General features: G+C 62.6%; 6 protein-coding genes and 1 pseudogene. 1 reads left to right on the top strand and 6 read right to left on the bottom strand.

Annotated features, from left to right (window positions below):
• Positions 1–203 (bottom strand): transposase (locus ACODTW_RS28100; RefSeq protein WP_488949527.1); only part of this gene is annotated, 203 nt, incomplete at its 3' end.
• A 65-nt stretch (positions 204–268) separates the two neighbouring features.
• On the bottom strand, positions 269–427 hold the full coding sequence (locus ACODTW_RS28095; protein WP_488949526.1) for a DUF3309 family protein: 159 nt from the start codon (positions 425–427) through the stop codon (positions 269–271).
• Between the two features lie 327 nt (positions 428–754).
• On the opposite strand from ACODTW_RS28095, the gene ACODTW_RS28090 reads away from it, so the two are divergent.
• A complete protein-coding gene (locus ACODTW_RS28090; RefSeq protein WP_488949525.1) occupies positions 755–1168 on the top strand; it encodes a hypothetical protein in 414 nt (137 codons plus the stop codon).
• 35 nt (positions 1169–1203) lie between these two features.
• Here ACODTW_RS28090 and ACODTW_RS28085 read toward each other — a convergent pair whose 3' ends face one another.
• The 4 genes and pseudogenes from ACODTW_RS28085 to ACODTW_RS28070 all read right to left on the bottom strand — a co-directional run bounded on the left by ACODTW_RS28085 (position 1204) and on the right by ACODTW_RS28070 (position 6872).
• Entirely contained in the window at positions 1204–1434 is a 231-nt protein-coding gene (locus ACODTW_RS28085; protein WP_488949524.1) for a hypothetical protein, read from the bottom strand.
• 87 nt (positions 1435–1521) lie between these two features.
• Complete coding sequence (locus tag ACODTW_RS28080) at positions 1522–2337, bottom strand: OmpA family protein (RefSeq protein WP_488949523.1); 816 nt, start codon at positions 2335–2337, stop codon at positions 1522–1524.
• A 141-nt stretch (positions 2338–2478) separates the two neighbouring features.
• Positions 2479–6036, bottom strand: a complete 3558-nt coding sequence (locus tag ACODTW_RS28075; RefSeq protein ID WP_488949522.1) for a response regulator — start codon at positions 6034–6036, stop codon at positions 2479–2481.
• A gap of 520 nt (positions 6037–6556) precedes the next feature.
• Positions 6557–6872 (bottom strand): annotated as a pseudogene (locus ACODTW_RS28070) (hypothetical protein).
• Between the last annotated feature and the right edge of the window lie 195 nt (positions 6873–7067).

The following is a 7067-nucleotide window of genomic DNA, read 5'->3' as shown; positions in this document are numbered from 1 at the left end:
CCATCAACCAGCGGCGCAGCCTCGGCCTTGCCGGAAAACGAGGCGGCCATTCCCTCGATCGCCTGCTTACGCCAAGCGCTGATCATCGTCTGGTGAACACCGTGCTTCGACACAAGTTGCGCCATCGTCAACTCGCCCCGGATCGCCTCCAGCGCCACCTTCGCCTTAAAATCCGCTGAATACCGCTTCCTCTGTCCCGTCATGTCGGTCGTCCTTTAATAAGGGCGAACCAAGCTTAGCAAACTGTCCGCTCACAGGGGACCAGCTCTCAGATCCGGCCAAGCAGCAGTAGGATAAGGACGATGACCAGCACCAGCCCGGCACCCCCGCTGGGGTAGTAGCCCCAGTTTGAGCTATGTGACCAGCGCGGCAAGGCTCCGACCAGGATGATGATAAGGATGATTAGCAATAGGGTGCCGAGGCTCATGGCTTGGCCTTTCGATCAATATGGGTGGGTCTGGGGATGGTGCCGGGTTTCGATGCCAATTTTCATTGGTCGGCTTGAAACAGGCCCCAGAAAGAAGGTTGGAGTTTACATTGCTTCCGAATAATTCACAGAATCGGAAAATACCTACGGGTCTATTTTTCATGAAATCTAAAATCAACTGCGAAGGTAAATAGGTATAATTGGGCGTATATTTCGAATAAATATTGGCCCATGATAGTCCCGCTGCACCGCCTCATTCGTCGGTAATATCCGGCGACGGGCAAATCTCAGGCTTGTGCCCAAGTGATATCGCCGAAAGGGACCTCAATGACCACCCGCACCGTTCGCTCCACCGTTCAGTTCAACCATTCGTTCGTTCTGGCGGACACCGATGGTCCTTGGCCGGCTGGCCGGTATGAGGTTGAAACGGACGAGGAAACTATTGACGATCTGTCTTTTGGCGCCTGGCGTCGGGTCGCCACGACCTTGTATCTGACCGACAAGGCGAGGGGCCACGCGGAGTCCGTCCGCATCGATCCAGCGCTGCTTGAAGCAGCGGTTCAGGCCGACGCCGCTTTGTCCGCCGTGGCACAGCCTGTCACGAATGCGGTGGCCATCATGGACGATATCCGCACCCGCAGCAAACGTACATGGTTCGGGCTGTTCACGCCACGGATGGTCGTTCCTATGTCCATCGCCCTGGCAGTCATCGGTGTGTTTATCCTGGGCCTGTTCAACTAGGCAAGAGCACCGGCGCGATCATGGGAGCAGCGGCATTAATTATTGTCCGTTCCCATGGTCGCCACCTTCCCGATGAAGAACCGGGCATATTCGTGGGTCCCGGTGAAGTCGTGTTCATTGGCGCCGAGATCGTGGCTTTCGGGGAATTTCTCCCACAGACGTTCCAGAAACTTCGGCTCGGTTTCCGCCATATGGGCGATTAGCACCTGGAGAATGCGCTCATGCGCCAGGACGCGTCGTTCCAGGTCGGTGTTCTCAATCGGCATGATCGGGGCTTTCTGTCTGGGCCGCATAGCTGTGGCCGGCCGCAGGATCGCAGCCGGCCACAGCTATGGATCTTTTGGGTTGGTCGGTTACTTGACCGTGCCTTCCACCACGCGGTTAAGCGGTTCGCGCACGCCATCACGCTGCGGTACCGGCAATTCACGCTCCCCAACCCACCGCACATCGATCCGCGACGATGGCACTCCGGCAGCAATCAGGACGTTGCGCACCGTCTCCACGCGCTGCTGCGACAGGGCCATATTGTAATAGTCGGTGCCGCCGCTGGACGCCTTGCCGACCAAGGCGACGCGCCGGGCCGGATCGGAGCGGATTTCCTTGGCGGCCTCGCGCAGGATGGCCTCGCCATCCATGGTCAGCGTCGCCTTGTCGAAGTCGAAATAGGTATTGTAAGAGGTCTGTTGATAGACGGCTGCCACCGGCCCCGGTGCTGCGATCACGGCCACGACCAGCGTGGTCTGGCAGGGCGTCGCCGTGCCTTCGATGGTGGCCGGCGCCAGTCCGATGGCCAGGTTCTGACAGGCCGCCTGCTCCACCGTCATGCCTTTGGCCCAGGCCTGGGTGGATTCGGCTGGCATCAGCCCGTGGCCATGGGTCATGGCCCGGCGCAGGAACGGCTCCGCCAGATCCATCCGTCCCTGGGCCTGATAGGAGGCACCGAGGTTCAGTTCGTCATAGGGGCTGTTCGGCCACTTGATGTTGGATGCCTCCAGCAACCGGGTGGAGGTGCCGTAGTCGCCGGCCTTCAGCGCGACATATCCCGGCGAGGTTACGCCGACATTATTTTCGGGCGCGGTGCCAGTGGTGGCATGATGGGGGGTGGCGGCACATCCGGCGAGCAACAGCAGGCTGAACGGCAATGCCCGCAACATGGTGATCTTAAGCATGATATATACTCCTGCATTCGAAGTTCAAGAGGACTCCGAATTCTTTCAAATGGATAGTAGTTAAAAATAAGGGGTTTGCGGAAGCCCCGGAAAATACTCACGGCATTGAGACGAGTATTTTTCAGTGTTCTCATGATTGTTTCATTTATCCTGTATTTCATTTTCGCCGTCCCCGGTTCCGTTCCAGTCCGCCGCCAGGGCCAGGCGCGCCAGGGCCGGCAGGGATCGTGCCCCGGTCTTGCGCATGATGGCGGCGCGGTGGTTCTCCACGGTGCGCTGGCTGATGCTGAGGTCAGCGGCGATATTCTTGCTGGGATGGCCGGCCAGGACCATGGTCATGATCTGCCGTTGCCGCGCTGTCAGCCCGGCGACATGATCGGTAGCATCCTTGCGCCATGCCAGCAACTTGCCGCCGTCGCGGGCGTGCTCCAGCGCCCGGTCGACACTGGCCAACAGGTCGGTGCGGCTGACCGGCTTCTCAATGAAATCGGCGGCCCCTTCCTTCATGGCCTGCACTGCCATGGGCACATCGCTGCTGCCGGTGATGATGATCACCGGCACGGTTTCGCCGGCTTGCCGCAAGCGGCGCAGCAGGTCCAGGCCGCTCATCCCCGGCAAATAGGCGTCGACCAGCAGGCATACATCGGTGCCGGACTGGAACCGGGTCAGGAACTCCTCGGCGTTGGCATGATCCACCACCCGCCGCCCATCCCCGGCAAGGGCCTGGCGGATGCTGTCGCGCAACAGGGCGTCGTCATCGATGACATGGATGATGGCGATGCCGGTGGCGGCCTGGGCAGCATCCAGCGGCATGTGAGCGACCAGCGGCGGTGCCGACAGCAGACGCCCGATGGCGCGTAGCAGGGTTGCCGGGTTCACCGGCTTGTGCAACTGCCCCTCATTGCGCAGGGCGATGGCGCGCAGCGTACTGGTCGAGATGTCGGCGGTCAGCAACAGCCCCGGCACGGGCCGGCGCAGGGTTCGGCGCAGGGCGGCCAGCAGGTCCAGGCCGTTCAGGCCGCCGGGCAGATTGAAATCGACCAGGATCACGTCGGGCCGGAAGGTCCCGGTCGCCATCAGATGCAGGGCAGACGGCCCGTCGGCCTGCGACACCACATTGTGTCCGGCATCGCGCAGCAGCATCTCCAGCAGATCGCGGACCTCGGGATCATCCTCCACCACCAGGACGGCGCCGGTGAGGATCTTCGCAGTGTTCGTGTTGGCCCTTGCCGGCAATGGCGGCGGCGCCATGGTGCCTGGATGGTGCAGGATATCCACGGTGAACACGGATCCCTTCCCGGGCTGTGACCGCACGCGGACGGGATGGCCCAGCAGACCGCCCAGCCGGCGCACGATTGACAGACCCAGGCCCAAGCCCAACTCGTTGCGGGACTGCGCGTCCACCTCCGTGATCTGGTGGTGTTCCTCGAAGATCACCTGCTGCTCGGTTTCCGGGATTCCGATGCCGGTATCCCAGATTTCGATCCTGATCCCGCCTGCCTTGTGACGGCACCCGATCAGCACCTTCCCCTTGCGTGTATATTTCAGGGCGTTGGACAGCAGGTTGCGGATCATCTGCTCCAGCAGCCGCCGGTCGCTGAAAACCACGGCATTGCTGGTCACCACATGCAGGGCCAGGCTGCGTGCCTGGGCGTGGTAGCTGAATTCATCGCGCATCCGGGCCAGCAGGTCATGGATGGAAAAGCGAGTGATGTCGGTGGTTACGACGCCGGCCTCGATCTGGTTGATGTCCAGCAGGGCGTTGAGCATGCCGGACATGGCCCCCAGCGTTTCGCCGCACCGGTCCAGCAATTCGCGTTCCCGGTTCCCCTTCACCATGTTGGACAGCACACCCTGCAGCAGGGTCAGCGTCTGCAAAGGCTGGCGCAGATCATGGCTGGCCGCCGCCAGAAAGCGCGACTTGCCTTGGTTGGCCATATCGGCCGCGCGTTTGGCCGCGGCCAGCGCATCGCCGACATGCCGGCGTTCGGTAATGTCGGCGAAGGTGATGACCACGCCTTCCACCTGATCATCCTGGGTCCGATAGGGCAGCACACGCCGCAAGTACCAGGCCCCCGTCCGCGCCTCGATCTCCCGTTCCATGGGCACCCGCGACCGCAGCACCGTCTGCGCGTCGGCCAGCAGGCCCCCGTCGGCAGCCAGGGAGTCGAGATCGGCCAGCGGCCGCCCGACATCGCCAGGCAGGATGGTGAACAGCGACCGCGTCGCCGGAGTGAAGAACCGAATGGCCAGGGCTGGGTCCAGAAAGATCGTCGCCACATCCGTGCTGTACAGCACGTTCTGCAAGTCGTTGAAGGTGGTGCGTTGGCGGTCCAGCGTTTCATGCAATTGGTTGTTCAGCGCCGTCAGTTCCCCGTTCAGCGACTGCAATTCCTGCTTGGATGTCAGCAACTCCCCATTTGCCGACTGGTATTCCTCGTTGATCACCAGCGCTTCCCTGGTGATGGCCTTGTGATCCTCCCCGGCCATTCCCAGGCTATGCACAGCCGCTTCCAGTTCCGCCCGCGTCCGGTCCAACTCGCGCTCCAGCGCCTGTATGCTGGCGTTCACCGGCCGCTGGACCGGCGCATCGGCTGGCCGGTCAAGGGGAAGCGGGTCGATGAAGCAGACCAGCATCAACTCCTCGTCCTCATGGCGCACCGGCTGTACGGCGATGCTGAAGGGGAGCATGTCGCCGTCCCCGCCCGATCCGCCGCCGGCGAAGGTAACCCTCGCCTGGTCACGGTGGGCTTGCTGGATGGCGGCGCGTAGCCTGGTCGAGAGGCCCGGCAGCACCATGGACAGCAGATCATAGGTGGGGTGGCCTGATGGCACCCGCAGATAGCGCTCGGTCGGTCCCAGGGAGTATAGGCAATCATGCTGCCGGTTGATCAGTACCGCCGCCGGGGCATAGTCGCGGGTGACCAGCCGTTGGCAGAGATCGGCCAAGGTCGCCTGCCGCGACGGGCCGGGTTGAGCCCGCACCCCATCGCCTGCGCTCGGCGGGAAGCTGGAATCTGCCGGCCGGTTGCGGCCGACATGCCGGTACAGCTGAGCAGTCTCCGATGCCAGCTCGAACCGTTCGGCCCCGACTGGCGCTACCATCTCTGCCCCGCCCAGCAGCAGATAACCCCCGTCGCGCAGCGCGAAATGGAACAGGGTCAGCACACGGGCCTGTGCTTCGGGCAGCAGGCGGTTCAGCAGGTTGCGGCAGGAGATGAAGTCCAGTCGGAAGAATGGCGGGTCGGCCAGCACATTTTGAACCGTGAACACCACCAGCGCCCGCAGTTCCGGCCTGACCCGGTATCCGCCATCCTCGAGGGTAAAGAACCGGGCCAGCCGCTGGGGGGACACGGCGCCGGCGATGCCGGTCGGATACAGCCCCTCGCGCGCCATCGCCACGGCGTCAGCATCAATGTCGGAGGCGAAAATCTGCACCTTCAGGGTTGGACCCAACGCCGCCATCTGTTCCAGCAGCAGTATGGCCAGCGAGTAGGCTTCCGCCCCTATACCGCATCCCGCTACCCACAGGCGCAGATGATTGTCCGGCACCCGCGCACGGGTCAGGTCGGGAATGGTGGTGGCCGCTAGCAGGGCGAACACCGGGGCATCACAGAAGAAGCCTGTGACATCGATCAGCGTATGATCGACTGGCCCTGGTGGGTATATACCGGACGGCTGCGGATCAGGGGAGGCCATGGCCATATCGCCTTGAAATATTCGCAAGCCCATTGCCAGCGTCAGGATTACTCTATCATGGCGACCATTGTTCAATGTCACTCAAAGGACGGATAATGCTCGTTGAATGCGGATTTGAGTATTTTCCGAAAGCCTGGTCAGGTTCTTATTTTTTTGAACGACCTCCGGCAGCGACAGATTTTGTCTATCTTCGCCCACGGGAATTTTTATCGCCTGCGCATCACGCAACGCCAGCAGCAGGTTGTGCGACGCCCCATCCAGGGCAAGGCGGACGCCACCCCCGGGCTTGGGGACGATGGTAGAGCCATCAAGGCTGGAACCTGCATCGCCCCCGGATGTCGAGCCGGGGTTCCGCCGTCGTCACAACCGCCTTGAACCCTGGCCGGCCTGCGGGCAGGCAGGGATCAACGATCAGGGTGCCGACCTCGCGGCGGATGCCCGGCATACACCCCCGGGACCAGTTAGAATCATATCGCGGTGTGGCGGCGCGTTCCCCCTCCACGACGGTGACATGGGGGGCCTATATCTGCGGTTCGCCGGGGGAACGGGGCCTGCGGGTGGCGATCAGCGCGCCGAACTCTGCCAGATACTCGGTCTGCACGAACAGCCTAGCAAAGGCCGGATGGGCATTGTCCGCCGCCGGACTGGTCAGCACCAGTTCGGCATAGGAGGTCAGTTCGATCTCGCGCGACCGGCGCGCTATTGGTCAGGGATAGCCGGCGGACTTCGCCATGCGCCTCGCCGGAAACCAGCACGGCCATGCTGGTGGTCAGGCTGGTGTCGCCATCGGTGAACTCGGTTTGGTCCTCGCCGAAGACGACCTGTCGCGGCACCATTGTGTCGACCACTGGCTGCGCCGCCGCAGACAACAGAGCTATGTCAGCCGCCTCCTGAAGCTGCGAAAGCACAAGTAGGCTTCTTCCACCATTACCGATAGCGGATCGCGCCCTTACCAAGCCCGGTGACCGCGCCCTTTGAGATCACGTCCCCGTGCGTGGTGTAGGAGCGCTGGCGCCGGGTCAGACCTGGAG

The organism is Niveispirillum sp. FG148, from assembly GCF_057809655.1.
Note: the sequence above shows the minus strand (reverse complement) of the source record. Positions and strands in the feature narration are given on the sequence as shown.